Origin of the sequence: Pseudoalteromonas piscicida (assembly GCF_000238315.3) — a bacterium.
GTDB lineage: Bacteria > Pseudomonadota > Gammaproteobacteria > Enterobacterales > Alteromonadaceae > Pseudoalteromonas > Pseudoalteromonas piscicida.
Genome location: NZ_CP011924.1, coordinates 4,165,745 through 4,185,820 on the forward strand (window position 1 = coordinate 4,165,745; position 20,076 = coordinate 4,185,820).

At 42.4% G+C, this 20,076-nt stretch carries 19 protein-coding genes; 17 read left to right on the forward strand and 2 right to left on the reverse strand.

Translation table 11 applies throughout. The features are described from left to right. Nucleotides 1-194 precede the first annotated feature (194 nt). Nucleotides 195-923 (reverse strand): thioesterase II family protein, encoded by a 729-nt coding sequence (locus PPIS_RS18930; RefSeq protein WP_010379161.1) that lies wholly within the window; start codon nt 921-923, stop codon nt 195-197. Between the two features lie 69 nt (nt 924-992). Continuing rightward, complete coding sequence (locus PPIS_RS18935; protein WP_010379158.1) at nt 993-1,649, reverse strand: AhpA/YtjB family protein; 657 nt, start codon at nt 1,647-1,649, stop codon at nt 993-995. Between the two features lie 95 nt (nt 1,650-1,744). Between PPIS_RS18935 and serB the strand changes: the two genes are divergently transcribed. The 17 genes from serB to PPIS_RS19025 all read left to right on the forward strand — a co-directional run bounded on the left by serB (nt 1,745) and on the right by PPIS_RS19025 (nt 20,009). After that, nucleotides 1,745-2,758 (forward strand): phosphoserine phosphatase SerB, encoded by a 1,014-nt coding sequence (gene serB, locus PPIS_RS18940; RefSeq protein WP_010379157.1) that lies wholly within the window; start codon nt 1,745-1,747, stop codon nt 2,756-2,758. Nucleotides 2,759-2,940: 182 nt separating this feature from the next. Further along, complete coding sequence (locus tag PPIS_RS18945; protein ID WP_010604437.1) at nt 2,941-3,192, forward strand: helix-turn-helix domain-containing protein; 252 nt, start codon at nt 2,941-2,943, stop codon at nt 3,190-3,192. A gap of 6 nt (nt 3,193-3,198) precedes the next feature. After that, on the forward strand, nt 3,199-3,375 hold the full coding sequence (locus tag PPIS_RS25195) for a hypothetical protein (protein WP_155940719.1): 177 nt from the start codon (nt 3,199-3,201) through the stop codon (nt 3,373-3,375). Nucleotides 3,376-3,415: 40 nt separating this feature from the next. Further along, nucleotides 3,416-4,036, forward strand: a complete 621-nt coding sequence (locus PPIS_RS18950) for a hypothetical protein (RefSeq protein ID WP_010379155.1) — start codon at nt 3,416-3,418, stop codon at nt 4,034-4,036. Nucleotides 4,037-5,702: 1,666 nt separating this feature from the next. After that, the gene (locus tag PPIS_RS25460; protein WP_249031230.1) at nt 5,703-9,332 is read left to right on the forward strand and encodes a polymorphic toxin type 15 domain-containing protein; all 3,630 of its coding nucleotides are present in this window, start codon (nt 5,703-5,705) and stop codon (nt 9,330-9,332) included. Further along, nucleotides 9,332-10,021 (forward strand): GAD-like domain-containing protein, encoded by a 690-nt coding sequence (locus PPIS_RS18970; protein ID WP_010379467.1) that lies wholly within the window; start codon nt 9,332-9,334, stop codon nt 10,019-10,021. Before PPIS_RS25460 ends, PPIS_RS18970 begins: the two co-directional genes overlap by 1 nt. A gap of 484 nt (nt 10,022-10,505) precedes the next feature. Beyond that, nucleotides 10,506-11,258: a polymorphic toxin type 15 domain-containing protein gene (locus PPIS_RS18975; protein ID WP_249031231.1), complete on the forward strand. Its 753-nt coding sequence runs from the start codon at nt 10,506-10,508 to the stop codon at nt 11,256-11,258. Nucleotides 11,259-11,270: 12 nt separating this feature from the next. Further along, complete coding sequence (locus PPIS_RS18980) at nt 11,271-11,951, forward strand: GAD-like domain-containing protein (protein ID WP_010379464.1); 681 nt, start codon at nt 11,271-11,273, stop codon at nt 11,949-11,951. Nucleotides 11,952-12,067: 116 nt separating this feature from the next. After that, complete coding sequence (locus tag PPIS_RS18985; protein WP_248694184.1) at nt 12,068-12,529, forward strand: SMI1/KNR4 family protein; 462 nt, start codon at nt 12,068-12,070, stop codon at nt 12,527-12,529. Between the two features lie 451 nt (nt 12,530-12,980). Further along, the gene (locus tag PPIS_RS18990; RefSeq protein WP_010379460.1) at nt 12,981-13,688 is read left to right on the forward strand and encodes an HNH endonuclease signature motif containing protein; all 708 of its coding nucleotides are present in this window, start codon (nt 12,981-12,983) and stop codon (nt 13,686-13,688) included. 9 nt (nt 13,689-13,697) lie between these two features. After that, entirely contained in the window at nt 13,698-14,162 is a 465-nt protein-coding gene (locus PPIS_RS18995) for an SMI1/KNR4 family protein (RefSeq protein ID WP_010379457.1), read from the forward strand. 430 nt (nt 14,163-14,592) lie between these two features. After that, on the forward strand, nt 14,593-14,991 hold the full coding sequence (locus tag PPIS_RS19000; protein ID WP_010379456.1) for an immunity 22 family protein: 399 nt from the start codon (nt 14,593-14,595) through the stop codon (nt 14,989-14,991). A 62-nt stretch (nt 14,992-15,053) separates the two neighbouring features. Continuing rightward, complete coding sequence (locus PPIS_RS19005) at nt 15,054-15,539, forward strand: PoNe immunity protein domain-containing protein (RefSeq protein WP_010379454.1); 486 nt, start codon at nt 15,054-15,056, stop codon at nt 15,537-15,539. Nucleotides 15,540-15,640: 101 nt separating this feature from the next. Then, the gene (locus PPIS_RS25465) at nt 15,641-16,084 is read left to right on the forward strand and encodes a hypothetical protein (protein WP_010379452.1); all 444 of its coding nucleotides are present in this window, start codon (nt 15,641-15,643) and stop codon (nt 16,082-16,084) included. 106 nt (nt 16,085-16,190) lie between these two features. Then, nucleotides 16,191-16,868, forward strand: a complete 678-nt coding sequence (locus PPIS_RS19015; RefSeq protein ID WP_010379451.1) for a GAD-like domain-containing protein — start codon at nt 16,191-16,193, stop codon at nt 16,866-16,868. Nucleotides 16,869-16,952: 84 nt separating this feature from the next. Continuing rightward, a complete protein-coding gene (locus tag PPIS_RS25470) occupies nt 16,953-19,136 on the forward strand; it encodes a hypothetical protein (protein WP_249031232.1) in 2,184 nt (727 codons plus the stop codon). An 18-nt stretch (nt 19,137-19,154) separates the two neighbouring features. Further along, a complete protein-coding gene (locus PPIS_RS19025; protein WP_010377846.1) occupies nt 19,155-20,009 on the forward strand; it encodes an immunity 49 family protein in 855 nt (284 codons plus the stop codon). The last annotated feature ends 67 nt before the right edge of the window (nt 20,010-20,076 follow it).

Sequence of the window (20,076 nt, forward strand, 5' to 3'; positions counted from 1 at the left end):
GATCTTTACGCAGTTACCGCGATATAAAACCATACTTACCAGCAATAGAAAAACAGGTGTAGGAGCCGGTTCACCCTGCGATCTTTACGCAGTTACCGCGATATAAAATCATACTTACCAACAATAGAAAAGCAGGTGTAGGAGCCGGTTCACCCGGCGATCTTTATGCTTTTCCGGCATAATACCAACACTACTTAAGCCAATTGTTGATTAATAATGGAGATCATCTCATCAGCGTATTGGTGAATAAAAAAGTGCCCACCGGCAAATTCGGTAATCTGGTATGGCTGTGTCGTTAGCTCTTGCCACGCAATAACATGTTCATTCAAGATCTCATCATCAACGCCATGGAAAACATGGATGGGGATGGGTAATGCACACTGTTCTGCTACATAGGTATCTGCTATTTTAAAGTCAGCTCGGAGCAACGGGAGTAATAGCTCCATAAGCTCTTTATTTTCAAGAACTTCTTTTGGCGTACCATTTAAGTCACGAAGCTCAGCAATAAATTCATCGTGTGGTAAGCCATGTAAATGAGACTTAGTTGAGGTGCAATGTGGTGCACGACTCGCAGAAGCAAATATTTTACGTGGAGTAGGCAAGCCTGCGTCTAACAATTGAAAAGCAAGCTCATATGAAATGCGACTACCAAGACTATGTCCAAAAAACGCGAAAGGCTTACTGGTCATATAGTCTTTGTGTACCATGAGTTCAGAGATAATATCCGGCATGTTGTCTATTGCTGGCTCTACCAGTCGAGCCCCTCTCCCTGGAAGCTGCACAAAAACGAGCTCAACAAATTCACTTGTTTTATCGATCCAAGGCGTAAATATAGCTGGTGAACCGCCAGCATAAGGAAAGCAAAATAACCGCAACTCAGCGTTTGGATTGGGTTTTGGGGTAATAAAAAGTTTACTATTCATATCCTTTGTTGTTCGATTTTATTTTAGGTTAACTATTATGTTATCAACTTTATTACAGTGCTAACAGCTTTACCCCTGCTCTAATTCTTCTGCCCGTTTTTCAGGCGCAGGAAGCATCTTTACTTTCTTGCGAATTTTGCGTTTTACTTCCCAGCGTTTTAATGCTCGACCTATTTGCCATGTGAATACCATCGTAATCACCAGCATCAGTAAAACGACTCGTCCAAGTTCGTGGAAATGAGAGTGGCTTTGTGACATAGCAGCTTCTGTCAAATAGACCATATTGACGAACCCAAGAGGCTGTCCGGTTGGCGTATATACTGGTTCAGAAATAATGCTTTTGGTTTTACTCAGTCCCGGTAAGGTTTGAGGTAGCTGCTGATAATCTGTGGGTGAGGAATTACCGTCGTTACCAACAACAAAGCGTCCTTGATAATCATAAATTGCGACTTGAAGCACAAAGTCATCGCTAGCGAGGTGATTTGCCAGTGCGCTGAGCCTTGGCGTATCACTGCGAGAGAGGGGCAATGCCACATTTTTTGCGAGCTGCTTGGTGAGACTTCTTGCGGTAAGGTCTGCGCCATTATGGAGCAAACGATGAGATTCAAAACTGGTATTAAACGCAAGCCAAGTCACCATAATTAAACACGTCGCGGCGATGCACAGGCGAAATAATCTACGCCCTCTGGTCGAGTTTAACACTTCTAATACATGTAAATTTTTCATATTTATCGCATATTGCCCGCTTTTGCTAAGGTCCAGTGCTGACAGCTTAGCGCAATCATGTTAAAAATCGGCTTAACGCTATCAAGGAGCAACTTATGTCGTCAATCATTCAATTCGCTAATAGTGAACTAAACACACCAATTCAGGAACATATGGCGCTGGCTCATTGGTATAGCTGCCAAGGTACCACAAGCCTCACACAAGTAAATCAATTACCTGAGATGACGACCCAATCAATATGCTTTTTTGGCCCAAATATACAATTGCAACACCTTGTGGAAGTCACAAAATTTCTTCAAACATTTGCTATCGAGCAGGCTTATTTTACGGCATATCAACCTCATGAACAGCTTCCTGTTGCACTGGGTATGCGTTTTAACGCATCGCAAATGCCGAATAAGGCTGAGGTGAGGCATTTTGCCAAAAGCATTAATGCGCAAGGTGCGGTGATAACACAAGCACCTACTTTAGCAGAGCCTGGGTTACTTGTGATGGATATGGACTCCACCGCAATTCAAATTGAATGTATTGACGAAATTGCTCGATTGGCCGACCGATATGATGAAGTGGCTTCTGTCACCGCACAGGCAATGGCCGGGGCACTCTCTTTTTCTGAAAGTCTACACCGCCGCGTTGCGTCACTCTCTGGCGTACCGTTATCACAAATTCAATCATTAAAAGAAAACTTACCGCTAATGCCCGGTATAGAGCTGTTATGTCAGGCGCTAAAGCTGCATCACTGGCATCTTGCCATCGCCTCGGGTGGCTTTACATGGTTTGCAGAATCATTGATTGAGCCACTCCAACTAGACGCTGTATTTGCCAACACCCTAGAGGTGGAAAACGCGCAGCTTACCGGCAAAGTGCTAGGTGATATCGTAGATGCCGACAAAAAGGCAGAAGTGCTAGGTCAACTTGCAACCCAATATGCGATCCCAATGACTCAAACCGTTGCCATTGGTGATGGCGCAAATGACTTAGTGATGATGGCAAAAGCCCAGCTAGGTGTGGCAATCCATGGTAAGCCAAAAGTGGTAGAAAGTGCCGGCGCGGCTATTTGTGAAGGATCTTTGTTACAACTGTTATATTTGCTAGGTGTGCCGAAATAATATACGCTTTGTTACTTAACGAAAAACACAGCTCAAAAATGTTGCGCTTTTGTTTCTTTTTGTTACTATTTCCCGTTAATGGGTTCGGAGTTGGCGGAGAAGCAAAGCGTGTAAAGTAAGACTCGTTTACTGCTTCTTTAACATTCGTATAGTAACGATATTATGTTAAGGATATAACTGCGTTGTTTTTCTTTAAAAATAGCATTTCAGGGGATGACCTTCGCGCACTTAGAAAACGAAAGGGGGTCACCATGCAACAAATGGCAGATAAAATTGGTGTGTCTCTCAGGACGATAGAGAATTGGGAAACCGGTGTCGGACAACCAAGAATTAACCAATTTTTAGAAATATGTATTTATTGTTCGGTTGATATCAAAGGGCTTATCACTCAAATTAAACAGAGTGAGAAAGAGCAAGAAGATATAAAAAAATAGAGATTAATGATGAAGAATTTGATGTCGGAATTTATCGCTCGTTTTTTAAGTATTGACTCAAAAAAAGATAATGAAGCTTCCCTGCGTATATTGATTGAGACGGATATAAGATTTGTTTCTGGAGGAAGTGGTCCAGAAAATGGTGAGCAGCCTCGCACGGAAAAAGCACCAGGCAATGGTTGATGTGCAAAAGTAACATACGGAAAATTCATGTAGGTAACCAATGAAATATTTACTCGCGCTTCTTTTTATACCTTTAAGCATTTTTGTTTTAAGCTTTCAAGCAGTTCAGATTGGTATGTTGCTCTCGATAGCGTTGATATGTGGAGCTTACTACTCGGACATCAACGTTAGGCATATATGCGTAGCGCTTTTTGCCACGCACTCACTTGGTTATTCTGCTCTGTACTTTAATATATTTCCACTAGATGATAATTCACTTCATTTATGGAAAAATAATCGTATATACTTAATTCATTTAGTAACAGATATTGTTACCTTTCTTGCGGTTGCTTTTCGCCCTGCGTTTTCACGAATTTGGCTAGCTAGAAAAAATATATCGTCGCATGAAATCAAAATGACTAATGCAGATATGGCCTTGATGACAGTGTTTCTCTTATTCATCAGCGTAGATTTTTTAGCATTTATAGAGAATCTTATCCGCAACCTAGATTATTTGGGTGTTAACGAAGAGTTTGCCAAGCAGTTTTGGGGTTGGAATTGGGTTTTCTATAACTACTCAATCATGAAAAATATTCTGTTAGGTCTTGAACTGTTGGCTGTCTTATCAATTACAACTAAAGTGGCGAGACAAAACTTTTCTCGAAAAAAAGCTGCTGCTTAGTGGTGTATGCTTAAAATGGTCAGGCTTTAAAACTTCAAATTGAAGCCTGACTTACTTCTTTTTACTACTAGTTCAAGTCGTTATCTGCGCGACAATTCTTAAGTCGATACGAGCCATGGAGGGATGTTTGATATGTCCTCCAGAAGGTTTCGACGCCCATCCATGGGCTACGACTACCTTTTCTTTAATGCCCAAAGAATCGTTGTGCAAAGGAAAGGGCACTCCCAACATCACACTGACTCCTCAAGTAAATTGCCAATATGAACGTCACCGCGGTGTAAGGGCCATCCTTGGCCCTGTCACCGCTTTTCACGCATCCATGCGTTGAAATGACTCATTGGCAATTTACTTTCGGGTGTGATGAGGGAGACACAAGGCGCTGATAAATTCTTGTGGTGCTTGCAAGCAACTATGTTTCTGATGGCTTTGTGGACAGCTAACAGACAACTTATTTCCCCCTCCATCACACCCGAAAAGCATAAGCTGATATGCAATGTGCCGACAGGATGTCGGCCAAGTCTTGTCTGGCATCATGGACGTGCCTTACAAGACGGTTGCACTATGTCGGCTTAGGATTTGAGGATTAAGTGTGATGCTGGGGCGACGTTTTCTTGGTTCGTTCTTTTTCGTCGTTTAAAAAGAATGAACGAGGATCGCATGGATGCGCTTTGATATTAAACATGGAGGTTTATTTTGCTAACGGCTGATAGCTCGAAATTTATCGTAAAGTCAGCCCGTCCTCCTGACTGGTTTCGACGCCCATCCATGGGCTACGACATACTTTTCTTTGATGCCCAAAGAACAAGTAAGCAAAAGAAAGGGCACTCCCAACATCACACTGACTCCTCAAGTAAATTGCCAATATGAACGTCACCGCGGTGTAAGGGCCATCCTTGGCCCTGTCACCGCTTTTCACGCATCCATGCGTTGAAATGACTCATTGGCAATTTACTTTCGGGTGTGATGAGGGAGATACAAGGCGCTGATAGTTTTGTTTGGTGCTTGTAGGAAAATTAGCTGCTTTTGAGAGAAAAACTAGAACTTGCAGTCAATACTAATCCCCCTTTACCACACCCGAAAAACATAACAGCCCGGCGGGTAAACCACCTCCCACAAAACGATTTAGACTGTTAATTAGGAGTTCACACCGATCGTTTTTGTGGTGCTTGTAAGCTAATTAGCTACTTTACTGGATAAAACCAGAACTAACAGACAGCGCGATTTCCCCCTCCATCACACCCGAAAAGCATAGCTGATATGCAATGTGCCGACAGGATGTCGGCTAAGTCTTGTCTGGCATCATGGATGTGCCTTACAAGACGGTTGCACTATATCGGCTTAGGGTTTGAGGATTAAGTGTGATGCTGGGGCGACGTTTTCTTGGTTCGTTCTTTTTCGTCGTTTAAAAAGAATGAACGAGAAGCGCATGGACGCGCTTTGATATCCGCCAAGGAGGGTAAGCTGACACCGTTTTCATTTGGCTTGAGATTTAAAAACAGTCCGTTACACCAAAAGATAAGCATTCGAATGCTGAGTAAAAAAATGAGTTAAAAATGCTTGCCTTTTATGTAACAATAGCGCGCAAATAAAAACCAATCGCAGCACACTAGGAAGTAGTACCGCGTATTGGTGGAACGGCTTTAACCAACAACAGTGGACATAAAAAATGCAAACAAGGATTGTGGTGTATGGTACTAACCATCCTGTACATGTCGTCGATTTTGAACTCACGACCTGTATCAATCGCGGCTTTTTACTCAAAGCGAACCTAGAATCCCAATTTGACCTGGCTGATGAGTTACTTGTCGGCAATATGCTCACGTTTGAAATTGAGTCACCAGATGCAATATCGACGTATTTCACTGGGACTTTGTTTGATATCCAATCTGGTTTTGTGTCTGAGCACACTTGTGGTGCAGAGGTGGTCTTAAAGCCTCGCCTTGAGTTACTTAAGCAAACTGAAAAAAGCCAAATCTTTGTACAAGCCAATGTTCAGTCTGTCCTCAATAAGCTGATACAAAAAGCCGGCTATTCACAAGACCGGATAAAATGGCGAGTCACTAAAGATTTACCCACGCTACCGCAGTGCGTACAAGCGCTAGAAAACGACTACACCTTTTTCACCCGACTCTTAGCAAAGTACGGCTTAATTTATTGGTTTGAATGCCATGATTTTATTGAGTCGATAGTGATTGCCGAGGGAAACCTTGCAAGCCCCTATATTGAGCGAGGCTTACTGTCGGTGACGGATAAAGATAGCCTGGTTCACGAACATGAAACCGGCTTTGTTGGGTTTACGCAGTGCCAAAGCCGCCATCGTTTTAGAATGGGTGGCTCACAAGTGCATGTGAATGCCCATCCGCCAACCTCGGTCAGCTCGGCGCAGCGTAGCTATTTTGAACCTGCGGCACAAAATCCCGCTGAGCAATTTGAGCGCACCGGCAATCTCGAGCTTGCCTATCAACAAGGTAAAAATGAAGTCACGCTGGTAGGAAACGTAGCCGAAGCCAATGCTGGTTATTCGTTTTCGTTAAATGGTAAATTGGGCACAGCGAAAGGTGGCGATTATACCTGTATTCGCAGTAAACAGATTTATAAGCAAGGCAGTGCCAATGACCCTAAGCAAGTTGCATATCATAGCGAGTCGGTTTGTGTACCACGGGGTGAGCCAATACGTATCGCGCCCCCAGAGCATAGCCCAAAACCGATGGTGTTTACCGCCACGGTACGTTCGCTGTCAGGGTCAAAGGCCAATCCTCATGTCGATACACAAGGGCAATATGCCACGCAAGTACATTTTGATAGTCAGGTGACCGAGTCGGTCAAGCGCCTCACACAATATGTCTGTCGCGGCCAAAAGCAGCCGACGGGGTTACATTTTCCACTGCTGCCAGACAGTAATGTGCTCATCGGTTGCATGAACAACGACCCAGACCAAAGTTACCTGTTAGGCTTTGCCCTTAACGACACCCAACCGTCGGTTGTTACCAGCGCCAATAACGCCCAAAACGTGTTGTGCTCTCGCGGCCAAAACCTGTTGATGTTTGATGACACCCCAAATACCCCGCATATTGTGTTGCAAACCTTAGCGGGCAACCAGCACTTGGTGTTACATGGGGATAAAAAGCAGCCTTACATTCACTGGCTTGCGCAACTTGGCGCGATGAACATTTTTGCAGCCAAAGACATCCAACTTGGCAGTGTTAAAAGTGCAATCCGACTACTCACCAATAAAACCTTTATTGCCAGCGCCAAACAACAACTGGCACTGGAGAGTAAAAAGTCAGTCATTGCCGATGCAGCAACCAACCTAGACGTCACCGCCAATCAAATAGACGTCAGCGCCACACAAAATATCACCCTTAAGGCGGGTCGCAGCCATCGCGGTGTTATCCAAAGTGATATCAACCTCAAGGCAGACAACAACCTTACCATCACCGCCCCGGCGGGAAGTCAAATCATTCAAAGCCAAGGCAATATCACGATTAAAGGCAGTGGCTCTGGCAACCTCACCCTTGCCAATGGCGGCAGTGAAATCAGTATTGACTCAAGTGGTAACGTCAACATCTTTGCAGACAAGTTACTGACCTTAAAAGGCAAAGCCATGACTGTGTTTGACGGTAGCATGGAGCAAGATATTGGTGGTAAACAAAGCGCCACGATGCCGAGTGTACCGCAAATTCAAGCGCTGTCTGAAAATGCTCGACTCTCACTGGCCGCCGATGGCATTGCCACCATGATGAGCAGTACCATTGAGTTGTCTTATACCTATCAAGATGGCAGCCCAATTATGGGCGCACCTTATATCATTCGATTTGCAAACGGCACAGAGTTGACTGGTAACTTAGATGACAGCGGTAAAGCAAAAATTGATAATGCACCGCCTGGTCAATACACCGTGCAATATGGTGAGGATAAACGCGATTACCTACCAGAAGATAATCGCCCTAAAAACCCTCTGTATGGACAAATCACCCCAGCGCAAGCGGCTGAAATGGTACGCAGCGGTAATACCGCACCACTGATAGAAGCCAACGGCATTGCAACCCAAGCAGGTGATTGGTTATGGGGCACACTACAAGGCGACTTTAATCAAAACCCCTCCACGTCACAAATCGTGGTAGGTACCTTAATTTCCATGATACCAATTATCGACCAAGTCATGGATTTACGAGATATCATTGCCAATGTCATGTTACTGACCGACGATGATGAAGCCAACGACACCGACGCTTGGCTTGCTTTTACCCTAACGGGTATTGGTTTAGTGCCAGTTGTGGGCTCAGCGGTCAAAGGCGTAGGCAAGGTTATCTTAAAAAATACCGGAGAATCCCTCTCTGCTGCGCTTGCAGTTTTACGCAAGCTCGGTAAAGGCGACCCAGTTAAATACCTAAGAGACATCAACTGGCAAGACCTAGGAAAACAATCCGCCACGGAAGTTAAAAACATCGTCAAAGGCCTGCGCGATTCACTTGATGACATGTCTAGCAGTTGGCACTACGACCTACTGCTTCCAGACGCCGCCATCGAAGGCATGCAAGCCACGGTTAAACGCCTAGACGACGTCACCCCAAAAATCGACCAACATATGCAACAAGCCGCCCAAGAAATCGGACAGCGAGTTAATAAAGCACTGGATGAGTATCAAGGCCAACCACCAATTCGAGGCGTTACCGACAAGCCCACCAAAGCCAAAGCCGATGAGTTGGAACCACCAAAAGGGAATGAGTTGCCGGGATCTGCAATAAAACGTATGCCGCAATACAATGTGCCTTGTTTTAAAAAGAATGCCAAAGGAACCGCTGTTGAATATGACCGCCAATTAAAAGGACAAATGGACGGGCTAAATAGCATGACAGTAAAACAGTATCTTGAAAATCGCGATGCTTATAAAAAGATTGGAAGAAAAGGAACTGGAAAGGCGCAAAAACAGGCTAGAGAAGAATTCAGAGAGCACCTGATAAGAAAATACGAAAATGACTTCATTTCTAAAGGGGAATATTTTGGTGAAGAGGCACTTGAGAAAGCCAAAGAGCTAGCAAAGAAGGATATGAAAACTCTTCATGCGTTACATAACCCTGATATGATAGCGGGAGGGTTAGATGAGATCGTTGATTTAGGTGACGCTAGCGTCAACCAATCTATTGGCGCACGATGGAATAAAAAAGGTTTTGATGACTCAGGTAAAAAGACTACGTTAAGTCGTGTCGAGCTAATGGATAATGAGGCAGAGAAAGCGCTAAAAGCATTAGGTCCGGATGCAAAGTTAAATATGAATCTACATAGGTGCAAATAATGAACAAATTTTTTGACAATTTTTATCACTATAAGGGCTTTGGACCAGCTATAAAGTCGATCCTACCAACCCCAGAGCAGCTACGATTCTACCAAGGCGTTTTACCTGACAACCTGCTTGAGTATTGGGAGAAGTACGGCTTTTGTGGTTGGGGAGATGGGCGTCTGTGGATAGTCAACCCAGCAGACTATCAAGATCTTTTGACTGAATGGTTGAAAGGAACTCAGTTCGAAATAATGCAAAATGAAGGCATCGATATTTTTTCTGTCATTGCGATAGATGCGTTTGGTAAAATGTGCATTTGGGGCAAAAACTCTGGTTACAGCTTAAAAATAACAAGTAACTATGGAATGATTTTTCCAATGTTTAATAATGAGTTTTATACTCAAAATGGAGCATCTAAATCACTAGATCTATTTTTTGCTACTCAAAGCCCAAAAGCCGAAATTGATCTAAAAGATCACAATGAAAAACCTCTTTTTGAACGTGCTGTCGAAAAGCTAGGCCCTCTTGAAAATGGAGAAATCTATGGCTTCGTGCCAGCTCTTGCCCTTGGTGGCGAACCTAAGCTTGAGAATCTCCAAAAGGTAAAAGCCACGGAACATTTAGCTTTCTTAGCGGACCTTGGAGAGAAGCGTGTTATGGCCGATATCGTTGCGCTATCTAACCAATTACCCCATAACCAATAGCACTTTTTTAAGTCCTTTAAATGCATAGATGTTGTGAGGCTAGGTTCAATCGTCTTCCTAGCCTACATTTCTCACCACATTTCTTCTGCTGCTTTCATTTACATTTTTAATTAAAGAAACCACGGTAGCTAACTTTCAAGTGCTTTATTGAGATAGCGTGCAGTGATAAATAAGGATCCAAGACATATCACAACGTAGGTAAGGCCATCTTAAAAATACTGGAGAATCCCTCTCTGCTGCGCTTGCCGTTTTACGCAAGCTCGGCAAAGGCGACCCAGTTAAATACCTAAGAGACATCAACTGGCAAGACCTAGGAAAACAATCCGCCACGGAAGTTAAAAACATCGTCAAAGGCCTGCGCAATTCACTCGATGAAATGTCTAGCAGTTGGCACTACGACCTACTGCTTCCAGACGCCGCCATCGAAGGCATGCAAGCCACGGTAAAACGCTTAGACGAGGTCACCCCAAAAATCGACCAGCATATGCAACAAACCGCCCAAGAAATCGGGCAGCGAGTTAATAAAGCACTGGATGAGTATCAAGGCCAATCACCAATTCGAGGCGTCACCGACAAGCCCACCAAAGCCAAAGCTGATGAATTGGAGCCGCTAAAAGGGAATGAATTGCCGGGAGGGAAAGGGTTGCACCCTCTCAAAGCAGGCATGAAAGCATACAAGGTCCCCTGTTTTAAACCAAGTGATAACTTAAGGAAAAAACATAAGGGCGACTTACGTGCTTTAGAGCATAATTACGCAAGGCAGCTTAAGAATCAAGAAAAAGGCTTAAATGATTTAACCATTGGTGAATACAGAGAAAACCGCGATCGATACAAAAATATGAAGCGCAAAGGGACTGGAACTGTTCAAGAAGGTTTTAGAAAAGACTTCGAAAAAGATTTAAAGAGATCTCTTAAAGACTCATACAGTAGAAAATTATCATATGCTGAAGCCGAAAAATTAGCCTTGCAAAGAGCAACAGAAATTATGGGCAATTTACATGCATTACATGACCCTGATATGGGCGCTGGCGGTTATGATAATGTTACTCGTCTGGGTGATAAAAGAGTTAATGAATCTATAGGTCCGCAGTGGGCCAAAGCACCTATAGGAAGTAAAAAAGGGGATAAAACACGCGTGGAATTAATGGATGAGCAAGTTGAAAAAGCATTTAAAGAATATGGCCCAGATGCTAAGTTGAACATTCGACTTGAGCGTTGCCCGTTGAACAAAAAGTAAAGTAGAGAACCTATGATAGAGACGAATGATGACGCATTAGAATATTTTCTAAGCAAATTTAGCCAACCAACAACAATCATACCTGCGACTACCGCTGATATAGAAGCGTATCGAGGGAAACTGCCTGACAAGCTACTTGAATACTGGCAAATACTCGGTTTCAGTGGCTTTGCCGATGGTTTATTTTGGTTGACAAATCCAGCGGATTATCAAGACATTCTTGACCGATTTTTAGAAGACACCCCGTTTGAGCAAGATGATATCTATTATGTTATAGCGCGTAACGCTTGGGGGGAACTTCAGATTTACGGCGAAACAACAGGTGAGTCCCTTGAAATAAGCCCGCACCTAAATTGGATGCGAACAAAAAAAGGGAATGAGCAAGATATTAAAGCAGGTAACACTGAGCGGACAATAAAAAATTTTATAGCGTTTCAAGAAATTGAAGATCTTGATATTGAAAATAACCAAAGGAAGCCACTCTTTCCTGCGGCATTAAAAAAACAGGGCCCACTCAATGCCGATGAAGTGTACGGCTTTGCACCATTTTTATTTATGGGTGGCGAGAAAAAAGTCAAGAATATTGAAAAGTGCGATATTTTTGCCCATTTGAATTTAATTGCCGACATGGGGGATATGGAAATCATTGATATGGCTTCTATGGTACGTGGCGCTATTAAGCAGCATGAATAACGCTGTATTGTGACACTTGTTGTGATTCAATCAAATAGGACACGACGCTTTCGTGCCCCATACTGGAGGAATGTCTATTTAGGGTGGAGGCTATAAAAAGTAACAAGGAGCAAAAAGTGAATATAATTTGGGAAGAGTATGTAGATCCTCCTTTGCAAGATATCTCGAGCACTGAGATCTCAACAATAGAGGCCATTATAGGTTTTATACTACCTGCTGATTACAAATCTTTTATAGTTGACAAACAGGGGTTAGTACCATCTAAAGAGGTAATTGAATCAGGTGACTTAGCACCCGTAACGTTTGGACCGTTATTTCACGTTTTAGAAAATTGTTCCTCTGAACACATGCTATATAGTGCTCTGGAAAAATTTAATAAATGGAAAGATTTATATCCAAATATCTTTCCTATTGCTGATGCCGGAGGTACAGGCAACTTTTTTGCCTATAATTTTAATATTGATCATTCAAATCCACCTATAATCTTCGTGAATGTGGAAGAAGATCCTGATTCACCAGAAGCTTTTATATATGTTTCAAAAGATATAAATGAACTTCTCAATAATTTGAGAGCTTAGTAACCTAATCTGAATCTGGATATATCCTCCATACGTGCTTCTAGGCTTACCCAAGGGTGTTGACTTGTTTTACACCCTTAGCTGTTTTGTGGACAGAGGCTAGGTGGTATAGTGCCGCACGGTACGATGTGTGCTTCGCAGGGCAAAACTGCCGGAAAATTCTAGCCAAACTGTGGGTAAACTGAGTTGCTCAACCAGTCTGAGCACCAAAATGTCAATATTCAGAATCGACTAAATAGAGGTCTATAGACAAGGTTATCTTAAAAAATACTGGAGAGTCTCTCTGTGCTGCGCTTGCCGTACTGCGGCTTTTTACCCAAAGAAAAGTTGGAAAGGCGGTAAAGGCGACCCAGTTAAATACCTAAGAGACATCAACTGGCAAGACCTAGGAAAACAATCCGCTACGGAAGTTAAAAACATCGTCAAAGGCCTACGCGATTCACTCGATGAAATGTCTACCAGTTGGCACTACGACCTACTACTTCCAGACGCCGCCATCGAAGGCATGCAAGCCACGGTAAAACGCCTAGACGAGGTCACCCCCAAAATCGACCAGCATATGCAACAAGCCGCCCAAGAAATCGGACAGCGAGTTAATAAAGCATTGGATGAATATCAAGGTCAATCACCAATTCGAGGCGTCACCGATAAGCCCACCAAAGCCAAAGCTGATGAATTGGAGCCGCCAAAAGGGAATGAGCTGCCCAGCGGTCAAAACAAGTGGTTAGCAGCTGAAAAACTAGAGATACAAGCTTCCGATTATGCGAGTTTAATTAATTCAAATAAACCTTGGTCTTGGAAAGATTTTCCAGATGGCGATAAGCTTACTATTAAAGAAAAAAGAGCAATCAAGCAAAAGGCTATTGATAAAGGTTTGGTTCCTAATGTTTCGTTTAAATCTGGAACAAAATACCCTGACTTTGCGTCAGCTGGTTTAATTAAAGCAAAGTTAGAATTACCAGAAGGACTATGGAAAAAATCAGATTACATTCAATTTAAGTGGCTCGATGAAAAGTTGCCTGTAGGTATGAGAGATGGTAACACTTGGCATCACTCAGAGATTCCTGGTGTTATGGAGTTGGTTCCTTTTGGTCCTCATAATATGATTAACCACCAAGGTGGAAGGTCGAAAGGCCATTGGGCATACAGCAAAAGATAGAGGTTATATATGATCACTAAACGTAATGACTCTTATGAGTTAAATAACTCAAGCATATTTGAATTGGAAAGCTTTTGCAGAGTTAAACTTCCACATTCATTTATCGAGTTTTTCCGCAACAACAATGGCGTTGCTTTTGAAGGCTTAACTTACGACATAGACAATGAGGAGCGGTTGATTGAGCGAACACTTCTTATCACAAACGATTCAAATTTGTCAGACGATATTATGCAATACGAAATAAAAGTGGTGCTCGCTCAGATTGAAGAGCGCCTAACCGACAATGAAGATTTAGTGGGTGCTGAGCTACTTCCTTTTGCTCATGTTTTTGGTGGAGACTTTTTATGTTTAAACTTCAAAGATAGCAATATTGAACCGTCAGTTGTACTCTGGGATCATAATGAATCAGATGAATTAAGTCCTGTTTTTGTACTAGTTTCAGATAGTTTTGAAGCTTTTGTTGAGCGTCTTTGATAGGCTGAATATGGGTAATATAAATGGTTAGTTTGCGTCCTCCTTATTAGCATTGGGTATTAGATGTCGTAATTAAGAAAGGTGCTTGTCAGAAAAGTGAACCAATTTCGGCGGAAAACTGCACTGTTCAGACCGGTTGTTTATAACTTTGTAAAACACACTGGTCGTGAAGATTCGATACGTCGCAAATATGTACGACCCTCAATTGACGATGAACTTGAGGCAGAGCTGACCTTCAGTGTTAATGGTAGTTAACACTGTATGCTCTCACCCAAGGATCGAGAGATCCAAACTCGAAAAGACCTAAAATCAATTGCAAAAAATAATAAAAAGATCTGAAAGTCTAGATCCTTAAAAACAATATCAGAGAGTGGGTTGAAGGTGGTTATATTTCATTGCCCAAGGGATTTCATAAATAAGGCGCATTAAAATGACCAGAGAGGAATACCTAGAAGAAGACGACTATTATACTCAAGGGTTTGAAAAAGAAGGTGTTGTTTCTATATGGCTTGGAGTTGAAGCTGCGAATGAATCTATAGAAGTTGATGTTCTACAAGATCTGTGTGGCGTTGGTTATTATGACTTAGCAAATCAAGAATCTGAGTATATAGAATCAGGAATTGTCGATATTGCAGAACTTTTTACAGAAATATCTTATGCAAGTTCCTTTGAAAAAAGTGCCATAGACTCTGCTAAGTCAATCGGTATTACCAAAGCAAGGTGGCTTGTTTGTCAGTTTGATTTTGATTATGACCCTAAAAAAATAACACGCTCTGTTCAAAGTGACCCTATTTTTATCGGTTCATTTGCTTATGAGGAAGATGATTAGAATCAGTTATAAGGCCTAGGTTACCTGCAAATCATCAAATATACCGCCATGCTTTTGAAAAGTTGGGCGGGCAAATCGATGCTGTCGGCTCCCCTAATATCAATCGTTATATCTACACTTTGTGGTGGCTGGCACTTTTACAAGCCTGTGATGTCGCTCCAGCTCATATTCAAGAAGTGCTCGATGTTATTGGCGAACGCGGCAAAGACACCTTACTTGATAATGTAGTCATTGCACTTGGTGATAACGATAGACCTATTTCGCCCACACTCTACTACCCTGAAATTTATCAAAACCTTTCACTCGCTTTTAGAGTACCCAGTGAACAACAGCCTGATTTACTCAACCAATTTTCACAAAATTGGTACAGTAAGTTAGAGGGCTTGGCGGACTGGCATGATAATCACAATTGTGAATGCGAATTCGAGTACACGGACTATTACATTGGTTATTGGTGCTTTGAATTAGTTTTAGTCGCTAATGCTTTAGAAATACCAAGAGAATCCTTAGAAGATAGTGTTTATGTTCCGGTTGATTTAATCAGATAAACTTCTGCGCATGATTTTTAAAAAAGGATAGGCTGAACCACTTGGGTGTTGCAGGGCTAAGCCGCTAACCTTCACTGACAGTAGTCAGCCCCTCGATTTCCATGATACCGATTATCGACCAAGTCATGGATTTACGAGATATCATCGCCAATGTCATACTACTGACTGACGATGATGAAGCTAACGACACCGACGCTTGGCTTGCCTTTACCCTCACGGGCATTGGTTTAGTGCCAGTTGTGGGCTCAGCAGTCAAAGGCGTAGGCAAGGTTATCTTAAAAAATACCGGAGAATCACTCTGTGCTGCGCTTGCCGTGCTGCGGCTTTTTATCCAAAGAAAAGTCGGCAAAGGCGACCCAGTTAAATACCTAAGAGACATCAACTGGCAAGACCTAGGAAAACAATCCGCCACGGAAGTTAAAAACATCGTCAAAGGCCTGCGCGATTCACTTGATGACATGTCTACCAGTTGGCACTACGACCTACTACTTCCAGACGCCGCTATCGAAGGCATGCAAGCCACGGTAAAACGTTTCAGTTTATAGGGAGTTTCCTGTATGGATGAGGCAGCAAGGTTTGCGTTGGGAACAATGGGCCCTACTACCCAAGTGAATATAGAATTAGAACGGTGTAAGTAAGGAGGTTAGAGTAATGACCAAACAATTTGAAATAGATGAAGATTTCGAGTGGTTTCTTGAAAAATTTGAAGAGCCTACTGAAAAACATCAAGCCCCAGCAGAAATAACAAAAAAGTTTGAAGGTAAACTGCCTGCTAGATTATTAGAATATTGGAGTGAATACGGATTTTCTGGTTTCGGGGAAGGGCTTTTTTGGTTAACTAATCCCGATGATTTTGAAGATACCTTAGATGCATGGCTTGGAGATATAGGTATCATCGAGCAAGACACATATTATGTAATTGCTCGCAGTGCTTTTGGAGAGCTATTCTTATGGGGAGAGAAATTTGGACATAAATATCTAATCGACCCATCTCACGGTTGGATTATAGAGAAAGAAGGTAATGCCGAAGACATAGCAGTTGGAGAAGAAAACGATGCCATGCAGTTTTTCTTTGGTGCAAAAAGGCCAACATCGCTGGATATAGATGATACGAGTGGAGGCTTACTTTTTGAGAAATGTAAACTTCGATTATCTCAATTAAAATATAACGAAATGTATACTTTTGAACCCGCTTTTTTTCTTGGTGGGCAGCCTACCATTGACAATGTCAGTAAAGTAAATATTTTCGCCCATCTAAGTGTATTAGCATCATTTGGTCAGAAAGAAATACTAGACCAACAAGGGCTTATAGCTAAGGCTTATTCATAATAAATGCTCCTGTTATTAAAGTAGCAAATAAAAACCACTTAACTCCTTACCACTAAAAACACTTACTTATTAATTGAAAATGCGATGATGATTAACTTTGAACTCATCGCTAATCAAATTGACGTCAGCGCCAAACAAAATATCACCCTTAAGGCGGGTCGCAGCCATCGCAGTGTTATCCAAAGTGATATAAACCTCAAGGCAGACAACAACCTCACCATCACCGCCCCGGCGGGAAGTCAAATCATTCAAAGCCAAGGCAATATCACGATTAAAGGCAGTGGCTCTGGCAACCTCACTCTTGCCAATGGCGGCAGTGAAATCAGCATTGACTCAAGTGGTAACGTCAACATCTTTGCAGACAAGTTACTGACCTTAAAAGGCAAAGCCATGACTGTGTTTGACGGTAGCATGGAGCAAGATATTGATGGTAAACAAAGCGCCACTATGCCGAGTGTACCGCAAATAGCGCAGATAGCAGCAAATCAACGCTTGTCGTTAACCGCTGATGGTACGGCATCACTTGCTGATAAAACCATTGACCTTTCGTATTTTTATAGCGACGGCACACCAGTAGAAGACATTGATTACGAAGTCGTGATGGATAACGGCAAAAAATACACCGGCCAGCTTAGTCGCGGTACTGCAGAAATCATTGATGTGCCTGCTGGGAATTATACCGTGAGTTACATCGGCGAGGACGAAGAGAAGATTGTCTCGTTACGCCAAGAGCTTCGCACGGCCCTTGACCAAATGGTTGCAGAAATCCGCAAGCAAGCTGACATTCAAGAGCGCCTGATTGATGACGAAAATCTTGGGATGCAAGGACTTATCTATAGCGGTGCTTTCTTATACGGGCTTTATCAGCAAGGAGAAAGCATTGTAACGGGAGTTGCAGATTTAGTCGAAGGCACAGCAGGGGCAATTTATGATGTTGGCGCAGCAACTTTCCGTATTTTGGGCCACCTCGCAACTGGCGATGTGGAAGCTATGCGGGCAGAGTTACAGCAAATTATGTCAACTGCCTCAGAGTCCATTAATGGCATCGTTGAAGCGTTTGAAACATTAGTTATAATTGCAGAAGATGAAGAAGCGCGTACTTTACTTGCAAACTTTCCAGCACGTTACTTTAATGCCCATTCCAGTGTTGAACGTACCAGAATGGCAGGTCGCTTGTCGTTTGAAATACTGCTTGCCCTTGCCACCTTTGGTAGTGGTGCAGTGGTTTCTGCTATCGCTAAATCCAATTACTTTGTTAAAGCAACCCGCGCATTGGAAAAGCTCACTCAAGCCACCAAGTTAAAACGCTTAAGTTACACTCGCTCGGGTACAACTGAAAAAGTACAACTAGACCGGCTCCCAAAGGTCGAAACCGACATTGACGACGTTAAAAGAATTGAGTCTGTCGCACCCGCCTCAGTTGCATTAAAAGTTAACCCTAGGACGCATGTTCAAATATTATTGGATGACTTTTTAAGTGATGCCCCAGAGCATGTAAAGAATAATTACCGGGTTGCATTACGAGATGGAAAACCGTATATAACAAGGCGAAACCAAACGGTCAGTGACCAATTGCAGTATGTTGACGGCCAAATTGTTTTCGCCTCGAATAGAATTGATACACCTAATAAAGTCTTGCAACGCTTGAAGGTTGACCACAAGTCACTCACTCCAGCGGCAAAACAAAAGCTTAGGACGCTAGAAGCACAAAGAAATCAAGCCATCGCCAAACGCGATGCCGCATTAAAGTCTGGTAATGCAGAGCACCTTAAAGCTGCATATAAAGATATGCGTGCAGCCAGTGAAGAGTTGGGTGAAGAAGCTGCCCGGATCTTCGTAGAACAAAATTACCCAGGAGCAACACCACTGAGATCAAAGTTACTCACAGATGGTAAGCAAGGACAATTTGACCAATTATATCAAACCGAAGACGGTAGACTCCTAGTTATTGAAGCCAAAGGTGGTAGCGCAACTTGGGGGAGTCGAATGGCCGGAAAGCGTAGAGCTCAGCAGGGCTCAAGAGAATACATGGACTCTATTTTCAAGAATTACGAAGATAAATTAAGAGAGTATCTAGATAGCCCCAATTTTGGATCTGACAAACATGAAGTATTTACAAATCAAGTTGAACAACTTGAAGATATGATAGACGCTTATAAATCATCAAAGCTAACAGAAAGCATAGATTATATAGGTGTGCAACAAAGAGTTCGAGACAACGGACTTGTCGAAGTGATAGACATAACAGAGTTTGATATTATAAGGTAAGTTGGAGCGTTAAAATAAATGGTTAAAAATCACTATAGTTACGCAAAGCGAACGTACGACAGAGCGAATAAGCTATATGAGAAAAGTAATAGTATTTTTTTAGAAACACTTCAAAAAAATGGCTGTCATACGTTATCTACATTCGCGTCGTTAAATTTAGAAGAGATGTTCCCTCTTGAAGTTCTCGAAAGTCCAGGTAGCGACAAAGCATGGCATTACATTGCAAGAGCCTTACAGCTGAAGCTTGCTATTTTCCAATTTAATGAAAGCCCTGATAGCATATTCAAATTTGCCTATGATAACGAAGTAATTGAACTATCTGGGCAGCTATCTCCACAATATGCAAACATATTTAATTGGCAAAAAGCGCTGTTCTGCGCCATTATCACTCGAAATCAAACTGCGATTGATTACTTAATAACTGTAGATAACTCAGTTTTTAAATCAGCCAAATATTCAGAGCAGCTCTTGCCTTTTGATTTTGCATATGTTGATTTGCTCAAAGCTATTTTTACACCCAGTGCAGATTTAAACCAAGCGATAGAAAAAGCGTTAATCGCCAGTGATCCAAATGACTGTAGTGAAGACGACGTATACCTTTATTCAAGTCGCTTAGAATGGCCAATAGTGTCTGTGATTCTTGGTATATTTACCGATGATAGTGGAACGGAATACAACCAGGCAGTAGAGAGTGCTAGCGCCCTGCATAATGAATACTATAACACTGATGACCGAAGGTACTCGTTAGACGGAGCTATTTCAATACCTCTCACTGCCATGGCTTCATTAGCAAAAGACATTAAAGGTTACGACTTGACCACAGAAAATGGCTATATACCTGATTGGTTGGTAAACCCTAACCCACCAAAATGATTAAGTTAAATTAAAAAGATGTCTAATTTGCTAAACCACACTCTTTAACAACATAGATGTTGCAAGG